The 23,644-nt window shown below is 65.1% G+C and carries 23 protein-coding genes; 18 read left to right on the top strand and 5 right to left on the bottom strand.

From position 1 onward, the window contains the following. Positions 1 to 4: 4 nt before the first annotated feature. The 6 genes from AC5P9N_RS08710 to AC5P9N_RS08735 all read left to right on the top strand — a co-directional run bounded on the left by AC5P9N_RS08710 (position 5) and on the right by AC5P9N_RS08735 (position 5,083). On the top strand, positions 5 to 925 hold the full coding sequence (locus tag AC5P9N_RS08710; RefSeq protein WP_005408839.1) for a lytic transglycosylase domain-containing protein: 921 nt from the start codon (positions 5 to 7) through the stop codon (positions 923 to 925). Positions 926 to 1,154: 229 nt separating this feature from the next. Next, a complete protein-coding gene (gene petA / locus AC5P9N_RS08715) occupies positions 1,155 to 1,775 on the top strand; it encodes a ubiquinol-cytochrome c reductase iron-sulfur subunit (protein ID WP_004151998.1) in 621 nt (206 codons plus the stop codon). Continuing rightward, entirely contained in the window at positions 1,775 to 3,034 is a 1,260-nt protein-coding gene (locus tag AC5P9N_RS08720) for a cytochrome b (protein ID WP_005408840.1), read from the top strand. Before petA ends, AC5P9N_RS08720 begins: the two co-directional genes overlap by 1 nt. Further along, complete coding sequence (locus AC5P9N_RS08725; RefSeq protein ID WP_005408841.1) at positions 3,027 to 3,776, top strand: cytochrome c1; 750 nt, start codon at positions 3,027 to 3,029, stop codon at positions 3,774 to 3,776. The genes AC5P9N_RS08720 and AC5P9N_RS08725 overlap by 8 nt, the downstream gene beginning before the upstream one ends. Positions 3,777 to 3,910: 134 nt before the next feature. Then, a complete protein-coding gene (locus AC5P9N_RS08730) occupies positions 3,911 to 4,546 on the top strand; it encodes a glutathione S-transferase N-terminal domain-containing protein (protein WP_005408842.1) in 636 nt (211 codons plus the stop codon). An 84-nt stretch (positions 4,547 to 4,630) separates the two neighbouring features. After that, on the top strand, positions 4,631 to 5,083 hold the full coding sequence (locus tag AC5P9N_RS08735; RefSeq protein ID WP_005412806.1) for a ClpXP protease specificity-enhancing factor: 453 nt from the start codon (positions 4,631 to 4,633) through the stop codon (positions 5,081 to 5,083). A gap of 46 nt (positions 5,084 to 5,129) precedes the next feature. Here the strand turns inward: AC5P9N_RS08735 and AC5P9N_RS08740 are convergent, their stop codons facing one another. From AC5P9N_RS08740 to AC5P9N_RS08755, 4 genes are all read right to left on the bottom strand, one after another. Beyond that, on the bottom strand, positions 5,130 to 5,480 hold the full coding sequence (locus tag AC5P9N_RS08740) for a DUF3301 domain-containing protein (RefSeq protein ID WP_005408844.1): 351 nt from the start codon (positions 5,478 to 5,480) through the stop codon (positions 5,130 to 5,132). Between the two features lie 67 nt (positions 5,481 to 5,547). Further along, positions 5,548 to 6,549, bottom strand: a complete 1,002-nt coding sequence (locus tag AC5P9N_RS08745) for a DUF2272 domain-containing protein (protein WP_012479671.1) — start codon at positions 6,547 to 6,549, stop codon at positions 5,548 to 5,550. A gap of 114 nt (positions 6,550 to 6,663) precedes the next feature. Continuing rightward, positions 6,664 to 7,515, bottom strand: coding sequence for a carboxylating nicotinate-nucleotide diphosphorylase (gene nadC, locus AC5P9N_RS08750; RefSeq protein WP_005408846.1), 852 nt, complete (start codon positions 7,513 to 7,515; stop codon positions 6,664 to 6,666). Continuing rightward, the gene (locus AC5P9N_RS08755) at positions 7,512 to 7,781 is read right to left on the bottom strand and encodes a Trm112 family protein (protein ID WP_099474841.1); all 270 of its coding nucleotides are present in this window, start codon (positions 7,779 to 7,781) and stop codon (positions 7,512 to 7,514) included. Before AC5P9N_RS08755 ends, nadC begins: the two co-directional genes overlap by 4 nt. 58 nt (positions 7,782 to 7,839) lie before the next feature. Between AC5P9N_RS08755 and purE the strand changes: the two genes are divergently transcribed. The 3 genes from purE to AC5P9N_RS08770 all read left to right on the top strand — a co-directional run bounded on the left by purE (position 7,840) and on the right by AC5P9N_RS08770 (position 9,942). Beyond that, a complete protein-coding gene (gene purE, locus AC5P9N_RS08760; RefSeq protein ID WP_099484733.1) occupies positions 7,840 to 8,343 on the top strand; it encodes a 5-(carboxyamino)imidazole ribonucleotide mutase in 504 nt (167 codons plus the stop codon). Then, complete coding sequence (locus AC5P9N_RS08765) at positions 8,340 to 9,488, top strand: 5-(carboxyamino)imidazole ribonucleotide synthase (protein WP_099474843.1); 1,149 nt, start codon at positions 8,340 to 8,342, stop codon at positions 9,486 to 9,488. The genes purE and AC5P9N_RS08765 overlap by 4 nt, the downstream gene beginning before the upstream one ends. A gap of 112 nt (positions 9,489 to 9,600) precedes the next feature. Next, the gene (locus AC5P9N_RS08770; RefSeq protein WP_012479672.1) at positions 9,601 to 9,942 is read left to right on the top strand and encodes a carboxymuconolactone decarboxylase family protein; all 342 of its coding nucleotides are present in this window, start codon (positions 9,601 to 9,603) and stop codon (positions 9,940 to 9,942) included. Positions 9,943 to 10,057: 115 nt separating this feature from the next. Here the strand turns inward: AC5P9N_RS08770 and AC5P9N_RS08775 are convergent, their stop codons facing one another. Further along, the gene (locus AC5P9N_RS08775) at positions 10,058 to 10,636 is read right to left on the bottom strand and encodes a superoxide dismutase (protein WP_012479673.1); all 579 of its coding nucleotides are present in this window, start codon (positions 10,634 to 10,636) and stop codon (positions 10,058 to 10,060) included. A 121-nt stretch (positions 10,637 to 10,757) separates the two neighbouring features. Between AC5P9N_RS08775 and grxD the strand changes: the two genes are divergently transcribed. The 9 genes from grxD to AC5P9N_RS08820 all read left to right on the top strand — a co-directional run bounded on the left by grxD (position 10,758) and on the right by AC5P9N_RS08820 (position 23,638). Beyond that, complete coding sequence (grxD, locus tag AC5P9N_RS08780) at positions 10,758 to 11,078, top strand: Grx4 family monothiol glutaredoxin (RefSeq protein WP_005408852.1); 321 nt, start codon at positions 10,758 to 10,760, stop codon at positions 11,076 to 11,078. Then, complete coding sequence (locus tag AC5P9N_RS08785; protein WP_005412811.1) at positions 11,075 to 11,851, top strand: SDR family NAD(P)-dependent oxidoreductase; 777 nt, start codon at positions 11,075 to 11,077, stop codon at positions 11,849 to 11,851. The genes grxD and AC5P9N_RS08785 overlap by 4 nt, the downstream gene beginning before the upstream one ends. 232 nt (positions 11,852 to 12,083) lie before the next feature. After that, the gene (locus AC5P9N_RS08790) at positions 12,084 to 15,332 is read left to right on the top strand and encodes a TonB-dependent receptor (protein WP_080101792.1); all 3,249 of its coding nucleotides are present in this window, start codon (positions 12,084 to 12,086) and stop codon (positions 15,330 to 15,332) included. A gap of 252 nt (positions 15,333 to 15,584) precedes the next feature. Then, positions 15,585 to 16,973, top strand: a complete 1,389-nt coding sequence (ppnN, locus tag AC5P9N_RS08795) for a nucleotide 5'-monophosphate nucleosidase PpnN (RefSeq protein ID WP_005408855.1) — start codon at positions 15,585 to 15,587, stop codon at positions 16,971 to 16,973. 161 nt (positions 16,974 to 17,134) lie between these two features. Further along, complete coding sequence (locus AC5P9N_RS08800; RefSeq protein ID WP_012479676.1) at positions 17,135 to 17,650, top strand: GspH/FimT family pseudopilin; 516 nt, start codon at positions 17,135 to 17,137, stop codon at positions 17,648 to 17,650. Beyond that, on the top strand, positions 17,647 to 18,147 hold the full coding sequence (pilV, locus tag AC5P9N_RS08805) for a type IV pilus modification protein PilV (RefSeq protein ID WP_005408857.1): 501 nt from the start codon (positions 17,647 to 17,649) through the stop codon (positions 18,145 to 18,147). Before AC5P9N_RS08800 ends, pilV begins: the two co-directional genes overlap by 4 nt. Continuing rightward, positions 18,144 to 19,313 carry a PilW family protein gene (locus AC5P9N_RS08810; RefSeq protein WP_012479677.1) on the top strand — a complete coding sequence of 390 codons (1,170 nt, stop codon included), beginning with the start codon at positions 18,144 to 18,146 and terminating at the stop codon, positions 19,311 to 19,313. Before pilV ends, AC5P9N_RS08810 begins: the two co-directional genes overlap by 4 nt. A gap of 3 nt (positions 19,314 to 19,316) precedes the next feature. Next, positions 19,317 to 19,838, top strand: a complete 522-nt coding sequence (locus AC5P9N_RS08815) for a pilus assembly PilX family protein (protein ID WP_005408859.1) — start codon at positions 19,317 to 19,319, stop codon at positions 19,836 to 19,838. Between the two features lie 11 nt (positions 19,839 to 19,849). After that, positions 19,850 to 23,638: a pilus assembly protein gene (locus AC5P9N_RS08820; RefSeq protein ID WP_012479678.1), complete on the top strand. Its 3,789-nt coding sequence runs from the start codon at positions 19,850 to 19,852 to the stop codon at positions 23,636 to 23,638. Positions 23,639 to 23,644: the final 6 nt, after the last annotated feature.

Consider the following 23,644-nt stretch of genomic DNA (forward strand, 5'->3'; position numbering starts at 1 on the left):
CGCCATGAAGGGGATACTGGGGACAACGGCGATCATCATCGCTGCGCTGACCGCTGCGCCGGCCAGCGCTGGAACCCTGTACAAGTGCCAGGGCGCTGACGGCGTCACCAGTTATGTGAGCAAGCGGGTGGCCGGCGCGCGCTGCAGCACCATCAGCTACACCCGTGACACCCGCCCGGCACCTCGACCGGTGGTGGCCGCGCCCAGGCCGGCACCCACCACGGTGGCCAGCATCGAACGCAACCCGGTGGCCGTTGCTGCGAGTGCCGCAGCGCCGGCAACGGTCGCGCCTGCGTCCGTGCCGGCATCCGGTCCCGCACAGCCGGTCGCCTCGCGCAGCGGGCGCATGGTCAGTGGCCAGGTGTATTCCTTCATGAAGGATGGCGTGCGCCACTACACCAGTGCGCGCCCGACACAGGTGGCCAACCTCGGCCCGGTCCGGACCATCCGCTACAGCTTCATGGAGCGCTGCTATGCCTGCGGGGTCAATCCACGCGTGGACTTCGGCACCGTGCGACTGAACACCTCGGCCTTCCAGGCCGAGATCACCTCGGCCGCGCGCGAGTTCGGCGTGGAGGAGGCGGTGGTGCGCGCCATCATCCATGCCGAGTCGGCCTACAACCCGACCGCGCTCAGCCGTGCTGGCGCGCAGGGCCTGATGCAGCTGATGCCGCCGACCGCCGCGCGCTTCGGCGTAAGCGATTCCTATGACGCCGGGCAGAACATCCGTGGCGGCGTGCAGTATCTTGCGTGGTTGCTGAAACGCTTCAATGGCGACCTGACCCTTGCCGCAGCCGGCTACAACGCTGGCGAAGGTGCGGTCGACCGCCACGGTGGCGTGCCGCCCTACAGCGAAACCCAGTACTACGTGCGCCGGGTCGGGCAGCTGGCCGAGCGTTACCGCACCGCCCTGAGTCACCAGTAGGTGCCGACCGTTGGCCGGTACTCCTTGAACGGTAGGTGTCGACCGTTGGTCGGCACTCCTTTGAAAGGTAGTGCCGGCCGCTGGCCGGCAACCCCGCAATCAATGTTGTTGCAATGCGTTGTGTGGCGCGCGACGGTTCCGCTACACTCGACCGTGATTCAATGCGGCTCTGGCCCCCACCGGATCCGCTGGCAGCCTTAAAGCTACCTAATCAATATCGGAGTGCCGGATGGCCAACGATGGGGTACACGATCCAGTCAACACCGGACGTCGGCGTTTTCTTTCTGCCACCACAGCCGTGGTGGGCGCCGTCGGCGTCGGATTCACCGCAGTTCCTTTCATCAAATCCTGGAACCCCAGTGCCCGCGCCAAGCTTGCCGGCGCACCGGTGGTGGCCGACATCAGCGCCCTGCAGGAAGGCCAACGCCTGATCGTGGAATGGCGTGGCCAGCCGATCTGGATCGTCAAGCGGTCCAAGGCCATCCTCGATGCGCTGCACGGGCTGGACGGCCGTCTCAAGGACCCCGAGTCCGGCGAGAAGGATCAGCAGCCGGACTACGTGCTGAAGCAGAACCCCGAACTGCGCTCGATCAAGCCGGATATCTCCGTACTGGTCGGCCTGTGCACGCACCTGGGCTGCTCGCCGGAAATGGTCGCCGAGATCCGGCCTGAGCCCTACGATCCGCAGTGGAAGGGCGGCTACTTCTGCCCGTGCCACAAGTCGCGCTTCGACATGTCCGGACGCGTCTTCAAGGACGTGCCGGCGCCGATCAACCTGAAGGTGCCCGCGCACCATTACCAGGACGACAACACCATCATCATCGGTGTCGATCCGCAGGGGGCTGCCTGATGGCCAATATCCTCAGCCGTACTGCCAGCGGCGTGGCCGACTGGGTCAACGCCCGCGCGCCCGGCCTGATGCCGGTCTACCGGAAGCACGTCAGCGAGTACTACGCGCCGAAGAACTTCAACATCTGGTACTACTTCGGTTCGCTGGCGCTGCTGGTGCTGGTCAACCAGATCGTCACCGGCATCTTCCTGACGATGCACTACAAGACCAGCGCCGCCGAGGCGTTCGGCTCCATCGAATACATCATGCGCGATGTGGAGTGGGGCTGGCTGATCCGCTACATGCACTCCACCGGTGCCTCGCTGTTCTTCATCGTGGTCTACCTGCACATGTTCCGTGGCCTGCTGTACGGCAGTTACCAGAAGCCGCGCGAGCTGGTGTGGATCCTCGGCATGCTGATCTACCTGGTGTTGATGGCCGAAGCCTTCATGGGCTACGTGCTGCCGTGGGGCCAGATGTCGTTCTGGGGCGCCAAGGTGATCATCTCGCTGTTCGGCGCGATACCGGTGATCGGCAACGGCCTGACCGAATGGATCATGGGCGATTACCTGCCCAGTGACGCCACGCTCAACCGCTTCTTCGCGCTGCATGTCATCGCCCTGCCGCTGGTGCTGTTGCTGCTGGTGGTACTGCACCTGGGCGCGCTGCACGAAGTGGGTTCGAACAACCCCGATGGCGTGGAGATCAAGAAGGGGCCGAAGGGCAACCGCTGGTCGCCGAACGCGCCGGCCGATGGCATTCCGTTCCACCCGTACTACACGCTCAAGGATGGCGTCGGCGCCGGTTTCCTGCTGATCATCGCCGCCTTCATCATCTTCTTCGCGCCCGGTTTCGGCGGCCTGTTCCTGGAGCACGACAACTTCACCGAGGCCAACCGCCTGGTGACCCCGGAACACATCAAGCCGGTCTGGTACTACACGCCTTACTACGCGATGTTGCGCGTGGTGCCGAACAAGCTCGGTGGCGTGCTGGTGATGTTCTCGGCCATTGCGATCCTGTTCCTGGTGCCGTGGCTGGACAAGGCCAGGGTGAAGTCGGTGCGCTACCGCGGCTGGATCTCGAAGGTGATGCTGGGCGTGCTGGCGGTGTGCTTCGTGTGGCTGGGCGTGATTGGTTCCGGCCCGGGCACCGACGTGCACGAGACCTACATCGGGCGGGTGCTGACCTTCCTGTACTTCGCGTTCTTCATCACCATGCCGCTATGGACACGGTTGGACAAGACCAAGCCGGTACCGGAGAGGGTGACCACCCATGACTGATCGCTGGATGGTCCGGTTGGCCCTGACGGCCACCCTGATGCTGGGCAGTTTCCTGGCCTCCGCCGCCGAAGGTGGCACCAAGCTGCTGCAGGCCGGCAACGATCTGGGCGACCGCGCTTCGCTGCAGCGCGGCGCGCAGCTGTACATGAACTACTGCTCCGGCTGCCACGCGCTGAAGTACCTGCGCTATTCGCGGATGGCGCAGGACCTGGGCCTGACCGAGGAAGAGGTGATGAACAACCTCAACTTCACCGGTTCGGCGATCGGCGACCCGATCCCGGTGGCGATGCCCAAGGAGAACGCGGAGAAGTGGTTCGGCAAGATGCCGCCCGACCTCAGCCTGATCGCGCGCGTGCGGGGCAGTGACTGGGTCTACACGTACCTCAAGTCGTTCTACCTGGACAGCAGCCGGCCGCTGGGCTGGAACAACGCGCTGTTCGCCAATGCCTCCATGCCCAACCCGCTGTGGGAGATGCAGGGCCTGCAGCATGCGGTCCATGGCAAGGCGGAAGCGCCCGGCATGGACCCGCCGGTGACTGGCCTGAAGATCGAAACGCCCGGGTCGGTCGATGCCGGCCAGTACGACCAGGCGGTGCGGGACATCACCAACTTCCTCGAGTACGCCGGTGAACCGGCCGCGCTCAAGCGCCAGCAGCTGGGCGTGTGGGTGATCCTGTTCCTGGCCCTGCTCACCTTCCTGCTGTACCTGCTGAAGAAGGAATACTGGAAGGACGTTCACTGAATCTGCCGCCGGCCATCGCACGGGCCTATTGGCTTTTGTGATGGTCGGTTGCACACTCGGGGAGGAGTCGACCGCCGGCACGGTGCCGGCGGCGCCGATGCGGCAGGCGGTCTCCTGTCGTGGGAGAGCCTTTGATGGCGGCGAGCGTACGCATGCGCAATACACTGACGCTGTTTTCCTCGAACGACGATGTACTGTGCCACCGTGTACGCCTGGTCCTGGCGGCCAAGGGTGTGACCTTCGACTTCGTTCCGGTCGATCCACAGAACCCGCCTGAAGACCTGATCGACCTCAATCCGTATCACTCGGTGCCGACCCTGGTCGAACGCGAGCTGGTGCTGTACGCCGCATCAGTGGTCAGCGAGTACCTGGACGAACGTTATCCGCATCCGCCGCTGATGCCGGTCGATCCGCTCTCGCGTGCGCGCATCCGCCTGGCGATGCTGCGCATCGAGCACGACTGGGTGCCACAGGTGCAGGCCATCCAGCTCGGCAACAAGACCCAGGCCGAGGCTGGCCGCAAGCGCCTGAAGGAGCTGCTGACCGCCTCGCTGCCGCTGTTCAAGGCCAGCAAGTTCTTCCTCAACCCGGAAATGAGCCTGGCCGACTGCGCGATGGCGCCGATCATCTGGCGCCTGCAGTCGCTGGACGTACCGCTGCCGAAGGACGGCAAGGCGATCGAGGACTACGGCAACCGCATCTTCCGCCACCCCGGTTTCGTCCGCAGCCTGACCGATCAGGAAAAGAAGCTGCGCGATCTGCCGGTCTGATCCGGGCCTGCGTTACCCGTCTGCACGCCGACCGGCGTGCAGGTGATCCGCCCCGGCGGGGCGCCGGGCGCGTACACTTCACGCATGACCGAAGACTTCTTCCACATGACCAGCCACCGCCCGTACCTGCTGCGGGCGCTGGTGGAATGGATCAACGACAACCAGCTGACCCCGCACATCCTGGTCGACGCCGGCGTTCCCGGCGTGCAGGTCCCGCCTTCGGCGGTCAAGGATGGCCGGGTCGTGCTCAACATCGCCGAACGTGCTGTCGTGCGGCTGATGATCGACAACGAGATGGTGAGCTTCTCGGCGCGCTTCTCCGGTACCAGCTACCCGGTGCAGGTGCCGATCAGCGCCGTGCTGGCCGTCTACGCCCGCGAGACCGGGCAGGGCATGGCGCTACCGGATGACATCCCGGGCAACGAGACCGCTCCGACCAGCGATGAGCTGCTGCACGAGGAAGGCACGCCGCCGGACGATACGCCGCCAGCCAGCCCGCCGCCGAAGGGGCGCCCGAACCTGCGCGTGGTCAAGTAACCAGGTAACGGTGGGTGCCGACCGTTGGTCGGCACGCCTTCAGCCCTTACACATCCTCGGCATCGTCCACATCCGCGCGGATCTGGCTGATCCGCGCCGCGCCCGGACCAGTGAATGAGATCAGCTGGTCGCCGCGCAGCACCATGCGGCCCACGTGGCGATCGATGCCGTCGTAGGAATACTCGAACTTGAAGGTACGTTCGAAGCCGAGCCGGCCATCTTCGCCGCGCGACAGGCGCAGGCCGGTGGCGTGCACCGCTTGATCCAGCCATTGCACGTCGGCAGCACGGCAGGCATTGCGCCCCAGTTCGACCGCGCGCTCGGCGGCCGAACGCGCCGCGTTCCAGAAGAAATAGATGATTCCGCCGGCAATCAGCAACAGCAGCAGGGTTGGCATGGCGTCAGCCGTCAGGGGTCGATCCCGCAAAGATGGCGGCGAACGCGCGCGGGATCAAGCGCTGCACTCACCGCCGCGGCTGCGGTTCGCTGGACATCGGCTGCGTTGGCACGATGACCGGTTGCGGTGCCGGAGTGGGCTGCATCGGCGTTGCAGTGGGCGAGGGCATCACCAGCGGTGAGGTTGCAGTCAGCTGCAGCAGCGCTGCCCAGTCCTGCCGGTTGAAGCTGCATTCGTCCTCGCGACCTGGTGTGCAGCCGGGGTCGATGCCGGTGCTGTTGCGTTCGCGTGCCGGAGGCAGCTTGATCAGCCCCGTACGATCCAGCTGCAGCAACCGCATCGCCACGGTGTTCATCACGTTGCCACCGACCAGGTACAGGGTCTGGTCGCCGCCGAGGTTGGCCGCCACCACCACTTCGCAATGCGATTTCCAGTGGCCCACCGAGCCATTGCCCAGTGCCTGCACCAGCCCGCTGTAGCTGAGCGTGGTGCTGCGGTCGCGCAGGAAGCACAGCAGGTCGCCCGGTGCGGGTTTGGCCGTGGCCGGGTCGACCAGCCGGTACGGCACGCCCGAGGGGCCGCCCTGGTAGGCGGCACGGATGTAGTCGATGTGGCGTGGCGACGTATTGAAGCCAGGAACGCCGGACTGCACCATCACCCAGGAAATGAACGCGGCCGACCACGGGTTGTCGATCAGGAAGGCGCGGCAGTCGCTGTCGGTGTAGCGCGTGCCCAACGGCGCCAGGCAGCTGCTGGCGCCCGCGATGCTGCCCATTGCATTGAGCGTGCCGCTGTTGCGCCAGTAGCCTGCCACCCGCTGCCAGGCGATCAGGCCATTGTCTGCCAGGTGATCGCTTTCGGCCTCGGTGACGCTGAGGCTGGCGGCACGGCCTTCACGATCGATGAAGGGCCGGTACCAGAGCCGGTGCTCATTGCAGGCGGTGTTGCGGATGGCCACCGCCAACGGACTCAGGCCGAAGCGGGGCGGAACATCGCAGGCTTCGGCGGCCGCTGCGGACAACGGTGCCGCGGCCAGCAGCAGGCAGGCAGGCAAAAGCATCCGGCGCATGCGCGGCTCCTGTGGGGGATACCTCAGCGTCGCAGCGCTGTCGTGAACGCCGGGTGTGAGAACGGGGTCAGATCCCTTTCCCCATGGACAACGGATCGACCCCCACGCCAGGCCTCAACCCGGCGGCGGGCCCAGCTTCAGCGACAGATCGATGGCCTGCACGTGCTTGGTCAGTCCACCGATGGAGATGCAGTCAACGCCGTCCTCGGCGATCGAACGCAGGCCGCCCAGGCCCACGCTGCCTGACACTTCCAGCGGAATGCGGCCGGCCGTGATGCGCACTGCCTCGCGGCGCAGGTCGGGGCTGAAGTCATCCAGCAGGATGCGCTCGCAACCGGCTTCCAGCGCCTGGCGCAGCTGGGCCAGGTCCTCGACCTCGACCACCAGCGGCAGCGCGGGCCATTGCCGGCGCGCGGCGGCCACCGCCGCGGCCAGCGAACCGGCGGCACGGATGTGGTTTTCCTTCAGCATCACCGTGTCATAGAGGCCGAAGCGGTGGTTGTCGCCGCCGCCACAGCGCACTGCGTACTTCTGCGCCAGGCGCAGGCCAGGCAGAGTCTTGCGGGTGTCGAGGATGCGCGTGCCGGTACCGGCCACCGCCGCCACGTAGCGGGCAGTGGTGGTGGCGGTGCCAGACAGCGTCTGCAGGAAGTTCAGCGAGGTGCGCTCGGCGCTGACCAGGCTGCGGCTGCGCCCGTGCAGCAGGGCCAGCACGGTGCCTGCGGTGACCGCGTCACCTTCGGAGACACGCCATTCGATGCGCACGTCCGGGTCGAGTGCGCGGTGGGTGGCGTCGAACCACGGACGGCCGGCAATCACCCCGTCCTGCTTGCACAGCAGGTAAGCGCTGTCGGCCTGGTCGGGCAGCAGGGCGGCGGTGACGTCGCCGCTGCCCAGGTCCTCGGCCAGCGCCCGCGCGACATCGGCGGCGACAACGGCCGCATCCGGCGTCGGCAGCGCGCTCATGCGGCCGGGAAGTCGGCGATCTGGGCGGTCGGGATGGCTTCCTCGGCCAGCAGCACCGGGATGCCGTCGTCAACGCGGAACACCTGCTTGCGGTCGCGGGTGACCAGGGCTTCGCGCAGCGGCTGCGCCAGCGGGTTGCCATCGGCCTTGTTCACCGCGCCGACGGAAATGGCCTTGTTGAGGGTTTCCAGGCCCTTGCCATCCAGCAGGGACAGGGGCTGGCGGGTGTCCGGCGACACCAGCAGGTCGAGCAGCTTGCGATCCATGGTTCTTCGTCTTGCGTGGAAGATGGCTAGAATACGTCTTTAAGGCAGGTGACGGCCAATGACCCCCAATCCGATCGCGCCGCTTGTCGGCATCGTCATGGGTTCCCGTTCCGACTGGGAAACCATGCAGCACGCCGCCCAGAAGCTTGAAGCCCTGGGTGTTCCGTTCGAAGTGAAGGTGGTGTCCGCGCATCGGACGCCGGATGTGTTGTTCAGTTACGCCGAGAAGGCGGGCCCGCGTGGCCTGCGCGCGATCATCGCCGGTGCCGGCGGGGCCGCGCACCTTCCGGGCATGATCGCCGCCAAGACCGCCGTGCCGGTGCTGGGCGTGCCGGTGCAGTCCAAGGCCCTCAACGGCATGGATTCGCTGCTGTCGATCGTGCAGATGCCGGCCGGCATTCCGGTTGCCACCTTCGCCATCGGCAATGCCGGCGCGTCCAACGCGGCGCTGTTCGCTGCTGCGATGCTGGCCAGCGACCAGCCGGCGATCGGCCAGGCGCTCGACGCCTTCCGTGCACGCCAGACCGAAGACGTGATGGCCCACGACGATCCGCGCCAATGAGCCAGACCGTCGGCATCCTGGGCGGCGGCCAGCTCGCCCGCATGATGGTCCTGGCCGGTGCGCCGCTGGGACTGCGCTTCCAGCTGTACGACCCGGCGGCCGACGCCTGCAGTGGCCCGCTGGCGCCGCTCACCGTCGGTGCCTTCGATGACCGCCACGCGCTGGTGGACTTCGCCGCCAAGGTCGATGTGGTCACTTTCGATTTCGAGAACGTGCCCGCAGACAGCGCGCAGTTCCTGGCCGACCGCGTGCCGGTCTATCCGCCGCCGGCCGCGCTGGCGGTGGCCCAGGACCGGTTGAGCGAGAAGACCCTGTTCCAGCAGTTGGGCATCCCGCTGCCGGCCTTCGCTGATATCCGCAGCCGTGACGAGCTGGCTGCGAAGGCGGCTGAGTTTGGCCTGCCTTGCATCCTCAAGACCCGCCGCCTTGGTTATGACGGCAAGGGCCAGTTCCGCCTGCGCAGCGAGGCCGACATCGACGCCGCGTGGGATGCACTGGGCGCGCAGGTCGAGCGTACCGGCCTGATCCTGGAAGGCTTCGTAGCGTTCCAGCGCGAGGTCAGCGTGGTCGCCGTGCGTGGCCGCGATGGCAGCTTCGAAGCCTGGCCGGTCACCGGCAACTGGCATGTCGACGGCGTGCTGTCGGCCAGCGTGGCACCGGCTGTGCTGTCCGATGCCGAGCAGCAGGCCGCGATCGGCTATGCCCGCCGTGTCGCCGAGCACCTGCAGTACGTCGGCGTGTTCGCGCTGGAGCTGTTCTGCCGCGATGGCGAGTTGCTGGCCAACGAGATGGCGCCGCGCGTGCACAACTCCGGCCACTGGACCATCGAAGGCAGCGAGACCTCGCAGTTCGAGAACCATCTGCGTGCCGTGCTGGGCCTGCCGCTGGGCAGCACCCGCATGCTCGGCCACGCCTGCATGCTGAACTGGCTGGGCGCGATGCCGGACCCGGCACCGGTGCTGGGCCAGGCCAGCGGCCATTGGCACGACTATGGCAAGGAGCCGCGCGAAGGCCGCAAGGTCGGCCATGCCACGTTGCGCGATGACGATGCTGCCGCGCTGGCCGATGCGCTGGAGCAGGTCGGACTGGAGCTGGATCGCCAGGCCCAGGTGGCGCCGGCGGTGCACGCGCTGCGCAATCGCTGAGTCCGGTAGTGCCGGCCGCTGGCCGGCAGTGCAACGCTGTGAAGCGCCGGTGCAGGCATCGGCGCAACATTCCCGGTGGTAGCGTGGAGCTCCTTTCACAGGAGTCACCCCCATGCTCGACTGGAATGCCTACCGCAAGGAACTGAAGGGCCGTATCGGTGAGATCGGCAAGCTCTCACCGTATACGGTCAAGGGCTACGCCACCCTGGCCAACGCTGGCGCGCAGACCAACCACCTCGATGCGAAGACCCGCGAGCTGATCGCGTTGGCGGTGGCGGTGACCACCCGCTGCGACGGCTGCATCACCGTGCACGTGGATGCCGCGCTGAAGCACGGTGCCAACCGCGAGGAAATCGCCGAGGCGCTGGGTGTGGCGGTGTCGCTCAATGCCGGTGCGGCGCTGGTGTACTCGGCGCGGGTGATGGATGCGGTGGCCGCGCACGAGAACGCGTGAAGCCACGCTCTGCTTTCCGGTAGTGCCGGCCGCTGGCCGGCAGATTCGCCATCTCTTGTACACCGATGGGGATGCCGGCCAACGGCCGGCACTACCCCGGGGCGGAGCCGTTGCCTCAGCGTAGCTGGCTCTCAGCGAATTCCCAGTTGACCATCTGCCAGAACGCATCCAGATAACGCGCGCGGTCATTCTGGTAGTCGGTGTAGTAGGCGTGCTCCCAGACATCGCAGCACAGCAGCGGCGTACTTTCACCCGTCAGCGGCGTGCCGGCATTGCGGGTCGCCTGGATGCCCAGCTGTCCGCCCGGATGCTGCACCAGCCACACCCAGCCGGAGCCGAACAGGCCCAGCGCGGTGCGGTTGAATTCCTCGCGCAGGCGCTGCACGTCGCCGAACTGGCGCTTCACCAGCTCGCCCAGGCGGCCCTGCGGTTCGCCACCGCCACGGGGCCGCAGGCACTGCCAGTAGAAACCGTGGTTCCACGCCTGGGCGGCCGCATCGAACAGCTTGCCCTGGGCCTGGCGGACGATCTCTTCCAGTGGCGCGTCTTCCCACTCGGTGCCGAGGATGCCGGCATTGACCGCATCCACGTAGGCGCGATGGTGGCGGCCGTGGTGCAGCTCCAGGGTCTGTGCGGACAGGTGCGGCTGCAGGGAGCCGGAAAGGTAGGGCAGGGCAGGCAATTCGACAGGCATGGACAGGTTCGTGGCCAGAGGGGCGGCGGCAGCCGGTTCCATCCGCTTACAATGGCGGCTACCGTGGGCAGTCTAGCCGACCACCGCGGTCGGTTTGTCCGGCGAAGCAAGGAGTGAGGTTGTGGCGGTAATGCAGCAAATCCAGGCCGAGGTCGATCGTTACCCGCTCGTGCTGTTCATGAAGGGCACCCCGCAATACCCGATGTGCGGTTTCTCCAGCCGCGCCGTACAGGCGTTGATGGCTGCCGGCGCGGTCACCCTGCGCACCGTCAACGTGCTGGAAGAACCCGAGATCCGCGCCAACCTGCCGCGGTTCTCCAACCTGCCGACCTTCCCGCAGCTGTTCATCAATGGAGAGCTGATCGGCGGCTGCGACATCGTCCTGGAACTGTTTGAAGCCGGCGAGCTCAAGCGCATCGTCGAAGAGGCGACCCAGGGATGAGTGCCTGGCCATCGACGTCACCGACCAACGGGGCGCTCGATGGCCGCCCGTTGCAGGATCGCGTGGTGCTGGTTGCCGGCGCCGGCGGTGGGCTGGGCAGTGCGGCGGCCGTTGCCGCCGCCGCCGCCGGGGCCACCGTGGTCCTGCTGGGCCGCAAGCCGCGCCGCCTGGACCGTGTCTACGCCCAGGTCCAGGCCGTCGGCCCGGAACCGCTGCTGTATCCGCTGGATCTGGAGGGTGCGGGCCCCGACGACTATGCCGAACTGGCCCAGGCCCTGCAGCGCGAGCTGGGGCGCCTGGATGGAGTGCTGGTCTGTGCCGCCCATTTCCCCGGATTGACCCCGTTCGAACTGGCCGACCCGGCCAGTTTCGCCCGTGCGGTGCATGTCACGCTCACTGCCCCGGCGTGGCTGGCCCAGGCCTGTCTGCCGCTGCTGCGGCAGCGCGAGGACGCGGCCCTGGTGTTTGCGGTCGATGCCTCCGAACGGGTGGGGCAGGCCTATTGGGGGGGATACGGTGTGGCCCAGCATGGCCTGCGCGGGCTGATCACCAGCCTGCATGACGAACTCGGCCGCAGCCCGGTGCGGGTCAGCGGCCTGTATCCGGGCCCCCTGCGCACGGCGCTGCGCGCCAGGGCCTATTCCGTCGACCAGGACCCGGCCGCCCGGGGCCCGGAGGCCGCCGCTGCGGCGGCCGTGACCCTGCTGTCCAGCGCTGGGCTTGCCTGGCGGGGCCGGATTCTCGACGCCAGTGAGGCGCCCCTGCCGGAATGAGGCCGGGGGAAAGGCGGAGTGAAGATCCCGTCACGATTGCGTTGCGATCCGGTGCCGTTTGTCGCACAACCGTCACATTGATGGCGTAGCGTGTTAATCTAGTGTTAACCGTTGTGGCTGCCTTCAGCCAAGCGGTAGGGAACCCCAGATAAATCTCCGACCAGCCACCCGCAGGGCTGTTTGGATGCGCTTTTTTTCCGCCATCGCCAACTCGCATCGAGGCTACCGAAAAATGACCCACCCACTCCGGATGTCCAAGCTCACCCTTGGTCTCGTGGCTGCGCTCGCCGCCGCTCCCGCCTTCGCCCAGAGCACCTCTGCCGGTGTCGGCGGCCAGGTGATGTCCGCCGCAGGCCAGCCTGTCGCCGGCGCTGAAGTCACCATCACCCACACCGAGTCGGGCACCGTTTCGCGTGCCACCACCGATGCGTCGGGTCGATACAACGCGCGCGGCCTGCGCGTGGGTGGTCCGTACACCATCACCATCACCAAGTCCGGTGAAGGCACCAAGACCGAAGAGGGTGTCTACCTGAACCTGAACCAGGTCAACACCGTCAACGCCAACCTGGGCGGTGACCTGGCTGCGACCAACCTGGACGCGGTGAACGTTGTTGCGACCGCCGGCGGCCTGGACCTGTTTAGCGCCAACAAGATGGGCACCGGCAGCAACGTGACGCGCGAAACGATGGACGCGCTGCCGTCGGCCAACCGCAACATCCAGGACTACATCCGCCTGGACCCGCGCATCTCGCAGGTCAGCAAGGCTGACGGCGCGATCTCGGCCGGTGGCCAGAACACCCGCTACAACGCCATCCGCATCGACGGCATCAGCGCCTCCGATCCGTTCGGCCTGGGCTCCAACAACCTGCCGACCGAGCGTCAGCCGGTGTCGATGGATGCCATCCAGGAAATCAACATCGACCTGGCCAACTACGACACCACCATCGCCGGCGGTACCGGTGCGGTGATCAACGCCGTGACCAAGTCGGGTACCAATGAGTTCCACGGCACCGTGTACGGCTCGTACCGCGACAAGGACATGGTCCGTTCGCGCCTGGAAGGTGACAAGTCGGACTTCAATGGTTTCAAGGACGAGAAGACCTACGGCATGACGTTCGGCGGTCCGATCCTCAAGGACAAGCTGTTCTTCTTCACCAACTATGAAAAGTACGAGCGTAGCGGCGGCGGCGTGAGCCTGAGTGACAGCCCGTACAACAAGGATCCGTCCAAGGGCGGCATCAGTGACGCCGACATCTCGGCAGTCCAGAAGCGCATGAGTGATCTGGGCTATCCGGTCGGCGGCGTTGACGGTCTGAACAACAAGACGACGATCGAAGAGTACGCCGTCAAGCTCGACTGGAACATCAACGAGAACCACCGTGCGGCCTTGCGCTACAACAAGATGAAGCAGGACGTCGTCCGCTTCCCGCAGGTCAGCAGCAGCGCGCTGTCGCTGAGTGACTTCTGGTACACCCAGCCGACCCAGTACGAAACCTGGATGGGTGAACTGTTCAGTGACTGGTCCGAGAACTTCTCGACCGAGTTCAAGGTTTCGCACAAGGACTACTCGTCCAATCGTGTCGCGGCTTCGCACCTGCCGCAGATGCGCGTGCGCTTCGGCAACAACTCGCTGTACCTGGGCACCGAGCAGAACACTCACACCAATCTGGTCGAGTCGAAGGAACTTAGCGCCTTCGGTGCCGGTACCTGGTACATCGGTGACCACACCGTCAAGTTCGGTTTCGATTACACCGACAATAACCTGATGAACTTCTACGGCCGTAATCTGTACGGCGCGTACGACTTCCGCGACTTGGCGTCGTTCCTGAAGGGTACCGCCAACGGCTACCAGCTGCGCGTGCCGCGTCCGGGTGGCAGCTTGGATGATATTCCGGCCAAGTTCCATCTGAAGAACACTGGCCTGTTCATCCAGGATACCTGGGCGATCAACTACAACCTGAGCCTGATGTTTGGTGTCCGTCTTGATATCCCGGACTTCACCAGCCAGAACAAGTACAACACCGACATCCAGTCGCGCTACGGCTACGACAACACCAAACTGGTGGACAAGAGCCTGTTCCAGCCGCGTGTTGGCTTCAACTACACCTTCGACAGCGATCGTCCGACCCAGCTGCGCGGTGGCGTTGGCTTGTTCGGCGGTGCAGCACCGAACGTGTGGCTGGCAGGTGCCTACCAGAACACCGGTCTGAACTACGTCGAGTACAACGTCAGTGGCAACCCGGGTGGTTTCAGTGCTGATGCCGACAATCCGTTCATTCCGGATCCGTCGAAGATCATTGCTCGCCAGAACGTGGACATTATCGCTCCGGGCACCCGCCTGCCGTCGGTGTGGAAGGCCAACCTGGCGTTCGACCATGAGCTGCCGTGGTACGGCATCGTGGCGTCGGCTGAAGTGCTGTTCACCAAGGTCAAGGATGGTCTGTACTTCGAACGTCTGGACCTGACGGACGGCAAGGGCAAGGGTGCGACCTTCGTTTCGGCGCAGGACGGTCGTGAGCTGTACTGGAACCCGGCAGGTCTGAATCAGGCCAACAGCAAGATCGACAGCCGTTCCGGCGACAACCTGGGCATGGAGAACGGCACCAACGGCGCGCTGAACCGCGCCAACCGTCCGAACAACATCGGTGACGTGATGTTGCTGCGCAACACCGACAAGGGTCGTGGCAGCCAGGCTACCTTCTCGCTGGCCAAGCCGCTGACCGAGAACTGGGGCTGGTCGCTGGGTTACACCTACACCCAGTCGAAGGAAGTTAGCCCGCTGACCAGCTCGCAGAACACCTCGAACTGGAACAACACCCAGATCCTGAACGCCAACGAGAACATCGCGTACAACTCGCGCTATGCAATCAAGGACCGTATCACCGGCACCCTGGAGTGGAAGCACAACTTCTTCGGTGACAACGCTACCCGTATCGGCCTCTTCTACGAAGGTCGCTCGGGCCGTCCGTACAGCTACGTGTTCTACAACGATGCCAACGGCGACAGCGCCATCGGCAACGATCTGTTCTACGTGCCTAAGGGTGTGGGCGACGTGCTGTTCACTGGCGGCGCAACGATGGAGAAGAAGTTCTTCGATTGGCTGGCGCAGAACCCGGAACTCGAGGCCTACCGTGGCAGCGTGGTCCCGGCCAACTCGCACCGCGCCAAGTGGGTCAACAGCTTCGACGTTCGTATCAGCCAGGAATTCCCAGGCTTCGTGAAGGGTCACAAGGGTGAAGTCGCCCTGGACATCATGAATGTCGGCAACCTGCTGAACAAGAAGTGGGGCCTCATTGACGACTACGGCTTCTATGCAACCCGCCGCGTGGGCAACTTCGCAGGTATCGATCCGGCCACCGGGAAGTATGTGTACTCGTTCACCGGTGCGGATGATTCCTCGATCCAGGAAAACAACAATGACAAGGGCAACACTGCCGTGTCGCGTTGGTCCATGCAGCTGACTGTGAAGTACAAGTTCTGATCCGTCAGAGCTTGATGATGTAAACGGAAACGGCCGGGGAAACCCGGCCGTTTTCCGTTCAGGCGAAAGTCCTTGCAGGCCACTCTGCATCGGCGTAGCATCCAGAAATGTGCGCGGTGCCAACGCCGCCGATGCGGTCCCGGAAAGGCGAACGCGGGGAGCACACATCCAACGGTCGGGCTTCCCGGCCGTTTTGCTTTTTAAGGGGGCGGCAGTACAGTCGGAAACCTTGAAGGAAGCAAAAAATTGGACATGACCACGAACGAAAAATCAGCCCGCGCACTGCCAGTGCAGGACGCGCGGATCTACCCGCGCGGTGGGCTGGATGTGCTGTCGCGGGCCGAAGTGGCCCGCTTGCGCGATGCCTCTGCCGGCGGCATGCACGAGCTGCTGCGCCGCTGCGCGCTGGCCGTGCTGACCAGCGGCAGTGCCTCTGACGATCCTCGCGCGGCGCGCGATCTGTATCCCGATTTCGACATCCAGGTGGCGCAGCAGGATCGCGGCGTGCGCATCGACCTGGTCAACGCACCGGCCATGGCCTTCGTCGATGGCGAGATCATCCGCGGTGTTGCCGAACTGCTGTTCGCCGTGGTGCGTGACCTGGCCTACATGGCCATCGAGATGGGCCCTGCCTACGCGGCCGAGCTGGAGTCGTCCGAGGGCATCACCAACGCGGTGTTCGGCCTGCTGCGCAATGCGCGCATCCTCAACCCGGGTGACCCGAACCTGGTGGTGTGCTGGGGCGGCCACTCGATCTCGCGCGACGAGTATCTGTACACCAAGCAGGTGGGCTATGAACTGGGCCTGCGCGGCCTGGACATCTGCACCGGCTGCGGCCCGGGCGCGATGAAGGGTCCGATGAAGGGTGCCACGATCGCACATGCCAAGCAGCGCCGTACCGTGACGCGCTACATCGGCCTGACCGAGCCGGGCATCATCGCCGCCGAGTCGCCGAACCCGATCGTCAACCACCTGGTGATCATGCCGGACATCGAGAAGCGCCTGGAGGCCTTCGTCCGCATCGGCCACGGCATCATTGTGTTCGCCGGTGGCGTCGGGACCGCCGAGGAGATCCTGTACCTGCTCGGCATCCTGCTGCGCGAGGAAAACAAGGACCTGCCGTTCCCGCTGATCCTGACCGGACCGACCGTGGCGGCGCCGTACTTCGAGCAGATCGACCGCTTCATCCGCCTGACCCTGGGTGACGCGGCCGCCGAGCGCTACGAGATCATCATCGGCGACCCGGTGGCGGTGGCGAAGAAGATGGCCAATGGCATCAAGCGCGTGCGCGAGCACCGCCTGGCGCAGAAGGACTCGTTCTTCTTCAACTGGTCGATCGAGATTCCGTGGGAGTACCAGCAGCCGTTCGTGCCCACCCACGAGGCGATGGCCGCATTGGACCTGCACCACGGGCGTGCGCCGCATGCGCTGGCGGCCGACCTGCGCCGCGCGTTCTCGGGCATCGTCGCCGGCAACGTGAAGGAAGACGGCATGCGTCGCATCGAACAGTTCGGACCGTTCCAGATCCATGGCGACCCGGACATGATGCAGGCGCTGGACGCGTTGCTGCGCGCTTTCGTCGAGCAGCGCCGGATGAAGATCTCCGGCGAATACCAGCCCTGCTACCAGGTGCTGGCCTGAGCCCGGGCCGGTGCGATGGGGATCGCGCCGGCCGGGGTGGGAAGGTGCGGGTCGTCAAGGCTTTGACGCCCGTCGCCCTGGATTGACCGTTCATCCTGCCGCCGCTTGCCGGTGGCGGGACGATGGCCCATCGTGGCCATCAACACGCTGGGGAGCGTCCAATGTCTTTGCGCCGGCAAAACGGCTTCACGCTGGTCGAGTTGATGATCACGCTGGTCATCCTGGTCATTCTGGCCAGCATCTCCTATCCCAGCTTCCGCACCGCGATGCGCTCGAACCGGCTGACCACCACCAACAACGAGGTGATCGGTCTGTTGTCGCTCGCTCGCAGCGAGGCCATCCGCAACCGCCATGGTGGCGGGGTGTGCGGCAGCAGCAACGGCACGTCCTGCGATGGTGAGTGGAGCAAGGGCATGCTGGCCTGGGGCGACGCCGATGGCGATGGCTCCGTCAGCGGCAGCGAAAGCGTGCTGCGCTTCTCCAAGGGCAGCAGCAGCCTGGCGGTCGAGGCTCCCAGCCCAACCGTCATCACCTTCGATTCCCAGGGACGCCGCCGCGCGTCCGCCGACCAGGTCGTGAGCCTGGTGCCGCAAGGCTGCAAGACGGGTGACCCCATGCGGACCCTGACCGTCCTGTTCTCCGGTCAGGTCCGCTCCACCGGAGGAACCTGCAAATGAAACGTCGTCGTTCCGGCATGGGCGGGCCTGCCCGCAGTCGTGGCTTCAGCCTGATCGAGGTGCTGATCGCGCTGCTGGTGCTGGCGTTCGGCCTGCTTGGCTTTGCGCTGCTGCAGACCATGAACGTGCGGTTCGTGCAGAGCGCCAGCCAGCGCACCCAGGCCACCAGCCTGGCCTACGATCTGATCGAGCTGATGCGCGTACAGCGCAGCGAAACCCTCAACGGTGGCGAATACACCAAGGCCTCCTTCACTGCCGGCTCGGTCACCGCGCCGGCTGGCCCCTGCACCTGGCCCAACAGTGCCGACGTGACAGCCTCCAAGGCGAACGTGGCGCGCTGGCAATGCCAGGTCGTCAAGGTGCTGGGAGGCAAGGCCAGCGCCAACGTGACCGTCAATGATGGTCTGGTCACGGTGGGCATCGGCTGGGGAGACGAGCGATGGAACGCAGCCAATCCCGACAGCATCACCACGTTCACCCTGGTTACCCGTCTATGAAGCGCGCGCCTTCCGCTGCCAGCCATGCGGCTGGCCTCTCGCTGGTTGAACTGCTGATCTCGCTGGTCATCGGCCTGGTGCTGATGCTGGGCGTGACCCAGATCTTCATGGCTTCGCGGGCGGCCTCGCAGCTGTCCGAAGGTGTCGCGCGCACCCAGGAGAACGCCCGATTCGCGTTGGAGTTCCTCGAGCGCGACATCCGGATGGCCGGGCACATGGGCTGCGTGAATGACCAGGCGCACCTGGTGCGCGCCCAGGACAGTGTCAAGGTCAACATTGCCGGCGTGAAGTCGGGTGATGGCAGCCCGATGGACTTCTCGGTGCCGATCCAGGGTTACGAGGCACAGGGCACCGCGCCTGGCAACAAGCTGACCCTCGGCGCAAGCTGGGGGGCTGCCGGCAGCACGCCGTCGGCGATCACCAATCTGAAGCCCAAACCGCTTGGCGGCAGCGACATCATCGTGATGCGCTACCTTGCGCCGGAAGGCTCGCCGGTGCTGTCCATCGGCTCCGGTACTTCGCCGGACATCACGATCGCCAGTGACGCGGCGGCCCGCCTGTCGGCCGGTGCCGTCACCACGCCCTCGGCGTTTGCCGTGGCCGATTGCAGCAAAGTGGACGTGTTTGCCGGAAAAATCGCCGGCAGCACGATCACGGCCAGCAAAGCCGATCTCTCGGCGTATTCGGCCAACAACGCGGTGACCATGGTCTATCGGGTGGAATCGATGGCGTACTACGTGGCAACGAATACCGCCGGCGAACCCGCGCTGTACCGCGCGCGTGGCGCTGGCGACAACACGTTCGCCACCGGTGAGGAGCTGGTGGAGGGCATTGAGAGCCTGCAGTTCCTCTACGGCCAGGATACCGAGACGGCGATCAGCAGCACCGCGCCGCCGTCCGGGGTAATCGCCTTTCAGAAGACTGCCAGCGGGGTCAGTACCGGTACCGATGCCGCCGCTGTCGCTGCGTGGCGACGGGTTGGCCTGGTGCAGTTTGGACTGCTGGTGCGCAGCCCGCAGCGCGCCGCGGCCGAGCAGGCCAATACGGCCGTGGCCCAGCTGGGCGTGCTCGGCGTTGGCTTCAATCCGCCCACGACCTACGACGATCGCTACCGCGCCTCCTACGAGGTGTCCGTGGCACTGCGCAACCGACTGTTCGGGAACTGACCCATGAAGCCCTCCGTCTCCCGTCGATTCCAGGGGCGTACGCAGCAGCGCGGTGCGGTGCTGTACGTGGCTCTGATGCTGTTGATCCTGCTGTCGCTGATCGGCGTGGTCGGCATGCAGGTGGCGAGCATGCAGGAGCGCATGTCCTCCAACTACCGGGCCGCCAACGTGGCGTTCCAGGCCAGCGAGCGGGCGGTCCGTGACGCCGAGCGGTCGATCGAGGAGATCGACAACAATACCGGCGACGGCGGCTCGTTGAAGGCTGACGCCATCAAGCGCATCTGCGATGACGGCTTCGATCCCACCCGCTGGGTGGGAGAGCAGAAACTGTCGGCGGCGCCGGTGGTCAGCGTGCGCCGCATCGACGCCTGCATCCAGGGCGAATCGACGCTGGGCATGGGCACGCCGGAAAGCGAAGAGCCCACCCGCGTCTACCAGATCACCGCGTTCGGCTCCGATCGCGATGCCGCCACCAGCAACGAGGGTACTTCCTCGGCGGCTGTCGACACTGTTTTCAAGCTTTGAGGAACCCGGTCATGGCGACCCGAAAGATCAAGATCCTGGCCGGCTCCGGGCTGTTGCTGGCGGTGGCTGGCGGCACCTGGCTTGCGATGAACCTGTTCGCCGCGCAGGCGCAGGGCACATTGTCGCAGCACCCGATGAACCTGAAGGTCTCCGCGCCGCCGTCATTCATCATGGCGGTGGACGATTCGGGTTCGATGACCTTCCAGACCCAGTTCCCGGGGCAGGACGGAACGGCGTGCTGGCACTACGGGAGGAAGAGTTTCTTCCGGTCGGCCGGTGTTCTCAACACGCCCGATGACGTACTCCCCACCTATGATCGGTGGGGCAATGCCATCCAGACCGGCGAATGCAGCTATTTCTACGTGTTGCCGGGCGCCCGGATCAACAACTACAACGGCATCCCCGCTCTGGATGTCTTCGGGTTCGCACGATCAGCGGCCTACAATCCAACCTACTACGACCCCGCAATCAAGTACGAGCCCTGGTTGCGGATCGTAAATGAAGAGGTGCAGTCGTATCCGGACGCGAGCACGTCGGCCACCCTCATCGATCCTCGTGAGACAGATACACTCGCGATCGCCAGCAGCTATCTGGGCACTTCGTCCTGGGACGTCCAGAGGATGCAGGAAGGGATGACGGTACCGGCCGGGCAGTCCTACAGGACTGCAAGCAGGGCCAATGGTAATTTTGGCAACGAGAACGCCAATACGAGAGGCACGACCTGGAGCTCGGCGGGCTATGCGTCGCTGCGCTATGTGCCCGCAACGTTCTACATGCCGTACACCAGCGATGGTGACGCCTATCCGCAGTTGCCAGGCACTGCCAATGCGTATGCAGGTATCCAGCGAACCAAGGTCACCGGCGCCTGCGGTTCCGGATGTGACATGTGGAAGTACGTCATCGGGACCGGTGATGCTGCCGCATTGCAGAACTTCGCCAACTGGTACTCGTACTACGGTAACCGCAACCGGGCGATGATCGCCGGCATGACGCGCGCATTGAATGTCAATGACATGTATGTCGGGTATTTCCGGATCAATGATTTCCAGAATTACAACAGTTCGACAGACTCCAACAAACGGCTTGCGATCCGGGACATGAGCGTGATCGGGCAGAAGTCCGCGCTCTACAGCAGCATGATCGCGCTGACGGCCAGTGGTGGCACGCCGAATCGACATGCCGTCAACGCTGCGGGCCTGCAGTTCATGCGGACGGATGACAATGCCCCCATCAAGCTGTCCTGCCAGAAGAATGCGGTGATGCTGTTCACCGACGGCTACAGCAACAATGGCAACAACCTTTCGTCATCCCTCGCACCTGCCCCAGGCAACGTGGACGGGGACATGGGGACTCCCTTCTCGGATGGCAATTCCAACACCATGGGTGATATTGCCGCGTACTACTACGTGAACCCGTTGCGAACCGATGATCGGATGCCCCGGGGACAAGTGCCGGTGCCGGAGCAATGTGCGACCAGCACTGACAAGTCGCTGGACTGCAAGAAGGACCTGCATATCAACTTCTACGGGATCACGCTGGGCGCGCGTGGCAATCTGTTCGATCCGAACAAGCAACAGAACCCGTATACCGATTCGGCGGTCTACAGCAACTGGCCAAGTCGCCAGAACGACAACCCCAGCACCGTGGATGACATCTGGCACGCCGCGACCAATACCCGCGGTGAGTACATCAACGCGCGTACTCCGGCAGACATCACCACGGCCATGCGCCGGGTGCTCTCGTCGGTCACCTCCGGGCCAGCGCCTTCGGGCAGCCAGGGCCTGACCGGCGCGCGTATCGGTACCGGGTCGCTGGCGGTCACGCCCCAGTTCGAAGTGGCCAACGAGGAAACCGATTGGTTCAGCCGCCTGAAGGCATCCAAGCTTGCGGTGAACGACAAGACGCAGCAGACCGAGTACACGCAGGTGTGGGAAGCGGCCGAGAAACTGGGCGCGCAGCGTTCGCGCACCATCGTCGCCACCAAGGGCAATGCTGCAGTTGACTTCAGCAGCACCAACATCGCCTTCACCGATCTCTGCAACAAGGATGAGAAGCAGTATCCGGGTATTGCGCGCTGTTCTGCGACCGAGGCTGAAAAGCTGGGCGGCGACATCGCCACGGCCATGGCTTATCTGCGCGGCGACGCATCACGCGAAGTGCGCAACTCGGGGGGCATCTATCGCACCCGTACCACCGTGCTGGGCGACATCGTCAATTCCAGCCCGGTGATCAGTTCGCCCCGCGACGACTATGGCTACCAGCGCATCAGCACCGCGATGGCGACCTCGTATGCCACGTATCTGACCCGCAAGCGCAACAATGGCCGCTACATGGTCTATGTTGGTGCCAATGACGGCATGCTGCATGCCTTCGACGGTGGCATGAACGGCAATGGCGTAAGTGACGGTGCCGGTGGCAGCGAGACCTTCGCCTACATCCCTGGAACCGCGCTGGGCCACATGGCCAACCTGCTGTATCCCTACGTGGCGGCCAACAAGTCCGACCAGCGCTTCCGTCATCGCTACTACGTGGATGGACCGATCGCGGTGGCGGACGCGCAGATCGGTGGCAACTGGGCCACGGCGCTGGTCGGTACGGCCGGCGCCGGTGGGCGCTCGGTGTTCGCGCTGGATATAACCACGCCGTCCAGCTTCGGCACCGGCAATCGCCTGTGGGAAATCAGTGACGTGGCGCCGGGGCTCGACAGCACCGTAAAGGCGAACATCGGCCATGTCCTTGGCAAGCCGGTGATCGTGCCGGTGAAGGAAGGGACCGGGGTGGCGTGGAAAGCGATCTTCGGCAACGGTTACAACAGCCTCAGCCGCAAGGCCGTGCTGTTCGTGGTCGACCTGGGATCGGGCGCGGTGCGGATGATCACTGCTACCGAGGCCGCAGCAACCGCACCCGCCGGTGACAATGGCCTGGGCAACATCGTGGCTGTCGACCGTTGGCGCGCCGACAGCGCCGGTGGGACGGGGCGTGTACGTGGCCGTGACGGCCTGGCGGACACGATCTATGCGGCCGACCAGCGCGGCGCGCTGTGGAAGTTCGACCTGGAAAGCACGGCAACCTCGGTCACCACACCGGTGTTCACCACGGCGCGCCAGACCAACAACAACAACCAGGTGTATCGCCAGCCGATTACCGGTGGCATGACCGCCGTGACCGGACCCGGTGGTGGCGTGATGCTGGTGCTGGGTACCGGCAGCTTCTCCTTCGACAATGACCCCCAGGATCTCACCGCGCAGTCGCTGTACGGTGTCAACGACACCAGCAAGGACCAGCCGGAGGCCACGATCGTGCCCGCCAATCTGGTGGCCTATACGGTGACCACCACCAACAAGTTGCGCACGGTCACGGCCACGCCCTTCTCCGGGGCGGCGCGCGGATGGAGCATTGCACTGCCCGGCGCAGGTGAACGCTTTGTTGGTAATCCTGCCGTGGCGTCGGGAACGGTGTTCATGCCGACCTACATGCCTACCGCGGGTGGCCGTGGCTGTTCGACCGAGGGAAGCAACTGGCTGTTTGGCCTCAATCCGATCTCGGGTGTTGCATCGCTGGAGCAGGCGCGGGTCGGGTCCATTACCGGCACGCCCTACGGAGCGGGCACGGCTGGCGTGAGTCTCGACACCGGCGGCACCGCACCGGTGAAGGACGTCAATGTCTCGGTGATGCCACGCCTGGCAAAGGGTGCCGATCGAGGCGGACGTGCCTGCTGGATGGCGGTCAACGTGGCGGGTGCTCCGACGATGTACGTGCCTTATCCCTGCGGTCGCCAATCCTGGCGTCAGATCCAGTAACGAAGA

This window comes from Stenotrophomonas sp. YJH_SMC_6 (genome assembly GCF_059371335.1).

Excerpts from the sequence above, each read along its gene's own strand:
- AC5P9N_RS08770 (WP_012479672.1), top strand. The coding sequence starts at position 9,601 with ATGCTCGACTGGAATGCCTACCGCAAGGAACTGAAGGGCCGTATCGGT.
- pilV (WP_005408857.1), top strand. The coding sequence starts at position 17,647 with ATGAAACGTCGTCGTTCCGGCATGGGCGGGCCTGCCCGCAGTCGTGGC.
- AC5P9N_RS08740 (WP_005408844.1), bottom strand. The coding sequence starts at position 5,480 with ATGCCAACCCTGCTGCTGTTGCTGATTGCCGGCGGAATCATCTATTTC.
- AC5P9N_RS08820 (WP_012479678.1), top strand. The coding sequence starts at position 19,850 with ATGGCGACCCGAAAGATCAAGATCCTGGCCGGCTCCGGGCTGTTGCTG.
- AC5P9N_RS08765 (WP_099474843.1), top strand. The coding sequence starts at position 8,340 with ATGAGCCAGACCGTCGGCATCCTGGGCGGCGGCCAGCTCGCCCGCATG.
- AC5P9N_RS08785 (WP_005412811.1), top strand. The coding sequence starts at position 11,075 with ATGAGTGCCTGGCCATCGACGTCACCGACCAACGGGGCGCTCGATGGC.
- AC5P9N_RS08755 (WP_099474841.1), bottom strand. The coding sequence starts at position 7,781 with ATGGATCGCAAGCTGCTCGACCTGCTGGTGTCGCCGGACACCCGCCAG.
- AC5P9N_RS08775 (WP_012479673.1), bottom strand. The coding sequence starts at position 10,636 with ATGCCTGTCGAATTGCCTGCCCTGCCCTACCTTTCCGGCTCCCTGCAG.
- AC5P9N_RS08745 (WP_012479671.1), bottom strand. The coding sequence starts at position 6,549 with ATGCGCCGGATGCTTTTGCCTGCCTGCCTGCTGCTGGCCGCGGCACCG.
- petA (WP_004151998.1), top strand. The coding sequence starts at position 1,155 with ATGGCCAACGATGGGGTACACGATCCAGTCAACACCGGACGTCGGCGT.
- AC5P9N_RS08720 (WP_005408840.1), top strand. The coding sequence starts at position 1,775 with ATGGCCAATATCCTCAGCCGTACTGCCAGCGGCGTGGCCGACTGGGTC.
- AC5P9N_RS08810 (WP_012479677.1), top strand. The coding sequence starts at position 18,144 with ATGAAGCGCGCGCCTTCCGCTGCCAGCCATGCGGCTGGCCTCTCGCTG.
- nadC (WP_005408846.1), bottom strand. The coding sequence starts at position 7,515 with ATGAGCGCGCTGCCGACGCCGGATGCGGCCGTTGTCGCCGCCGATGTC.
- AC5P9N_RS08735 (WP_005412806.1), top strand. The coding sequence starts at position 4,631 with ATGACCGAAGACTTCTTCCACATGACCAGCCACCGCCCGTACCTGCTG.
- AC5P9N_RS08815 (WP_005408859.1), top strand. The coding sequence starts at position 19,317 with ATGAAGCCCTCCGTCTCCCGTCGATTCCAGGGGCGTACGCAGCAGCGC.
- AC5P9N_RS08800 (WP_012479676.1), top strand. The coding sequence starts at position 17,135 with ATGTCTTTGCGCCGGCAAAACGGCTTCACGCTGGTCGAGTTGATGATC.
- ppnN (WP_005408855.1), top strand. The coding sequence starts at position 15,585 with ATGACCACGAACGAAAAATCAGCCCGCGCACTGCCAGTGCAGGACGCG.
- purE (WP_099484733.1), top strand. The coding sequence starts at position 7,840 with ATGACCCCCAATCCGATCGCGCCGCTTGTCGGCATCGTCATGGGTTCC.
- AC5P9N_RS08790 (WP_080101792.1), top strand. The coding sequence starts at position 12,084 with ATGACCCACCCACTCCGGATGTCCAAGCTCACCCTTGGTCTCGTGGCT.
- AC5P9N_RS08710 (WP_005408839.1), top strand. The coding sequence starts at position 5 with ATGAAGGGGATACTGGGGACAACGGCGATCATCATCGCTGCGCTGACC.
- AC5P9N_RS08725 (WP_005408841.1), top strand. The coding sequence starts at position 3,027 with ATGACTGATCGCTGGATGGTCCGGTTGGCCCTGACGGCCACCCTGATG.
- AC5P9N_RS08730 (WP_005408842.1), top strand. The coding sequence starts at position 3,911 with ATGGCGGCGAGCGTACGCATGCGCAATACACTGACGCTGTTTTCCTCG.